Here is a 1312-nt window from a genome sequence, read left to right as displayed (position 1 = left end):
AGGGAATGCCCGCCTGGGAGAGAATCGCCAGGGCGCTGTGGAAGCTTCGCCCGGTGGCCACGCCGAAGCCGAGCCCTCGCTGTTCGGCGAACCAGGTGTTGAACGCCAGCACGCCCATCGGCGAGCCGGTCAGGGTGTTGTCGATATCGCAGATCAAAAGTGCCGTGACCTGCTCGAGGACCGAACGCCTGGGCGGGCGCAGCAGGCGGGCCACGAGGTCATGGTAGCGCTCGGCATGGCGCTGCCAGTCGAAGGCCAGTACCGCCTGGCGGCCGTTGTCCGCCATGGCCTGCCAGCGCGCCGGGTCGTCGAGCAGCTCGAGTGCTGCCCGGGCGATGTCATCGGGGCGCCGGGGGTTGACCAGCACGCCGTTGGCGCACTGCTCGATGATGTCGTTGGGCCCGCCGCTGTCGGTGGCGATCAGCGGAAGCCCCGCGGCGGCGGCTTCCAGCAGCGTCAGCCCGAAGGGCTCGTTGAGCGCCGGGTTGACGAAGACGCCGTGGCGCTCGCGCGCCCAGGCGTAGAGCGCCTTGACGTCCTCCGGGGCGTGGTGCTTGGGGTAGGCGACGTGGCCGTAGAGGTCGTAATCGTCGATCAGGGTCAGAAGTTCGTGCAGGTTGTCGGCAAGCTCCGGCTCGAGCGCGTCGATGTGATCACGCACGCCGGCGACGATCACCAGGTTCGCCTTCTCCCTGAGCGCGGCATTCTCGCCGAAGGCACGCACCAGGGTGGCGAGGTTCTTGCGCGTCACCGGCCGGGCGATGGCGATCAGCGCGGGCTTGTCCGGGTCGATCAGAAAGGGCGCGAGCAGGGCGTCGACTGCCTTGGTCGGGCGGGCGGTCGCGAACTCGTCGAGGTGGCTGCCCGGGGCGATCACGCGAATCTTGCCCGGCGCATAGTGGGTGTAGTCGGCGTACTGGCTCTCGGCCTCGTCGCGGGAGCTTGCGACGATCAGCGCCGCCTCGCGGATCGCACGCTCCTCGAACACGATGCGCCGGGCGAGGGCGGCCCGGGTCGGCTCGTCGATATGGCCGTCGGCCAGGCACTTGAGCTTGCTGCGCCCCAGCGAATGGGCGGTGAACACGAAGGGAGTGCCGCGACGCGCCTGGATCTCGGCGGCGACCTCGCCGGCATCGGCGTAGTGGGCGTGCAGGATGTCCGGGGCGTCTGGCTGGGTATCGAGCCAGGCGTCCAGCGCCTCGACGAAGGAGGGCAGCTCCCGCCACAGCGCTTCCTTGGAAAGATAGCCGGGGCTTTGGGTGGCCAGGCGAACCAGCTCCACCTTGGGACCCGCCCGCTCATGGGCGAGGGT

Annotated in this window: 1 protein-coding gene; it reads right to left on the bottom strand. The window is 69.6% G+C overall.

The features are described from left to right. Positions 1 to 1312, bottom strand: a 1312-nt coding sequence (locus tag BIS11_RS17805) for a glycosyltransferase (protein WP_253586757.1), incomplete at both ends; no start/stop codon positions are given.

It is taken from the genome of Halomonas sp. 707D4 (assembly GCF_024158685.1).
In the GTDB taxonomy this organism is placed as follows: Bacteria; Pseudomonadota; Gammaproteobacteria; order Pseudomonadales; family Halomonadaceae; genus Vreelandella.
The sequence above is the reverse complement of the archived record's forward strand: the minus strand, read 5'-3'. Positions and strand labels throughout refer to the sequence as shown.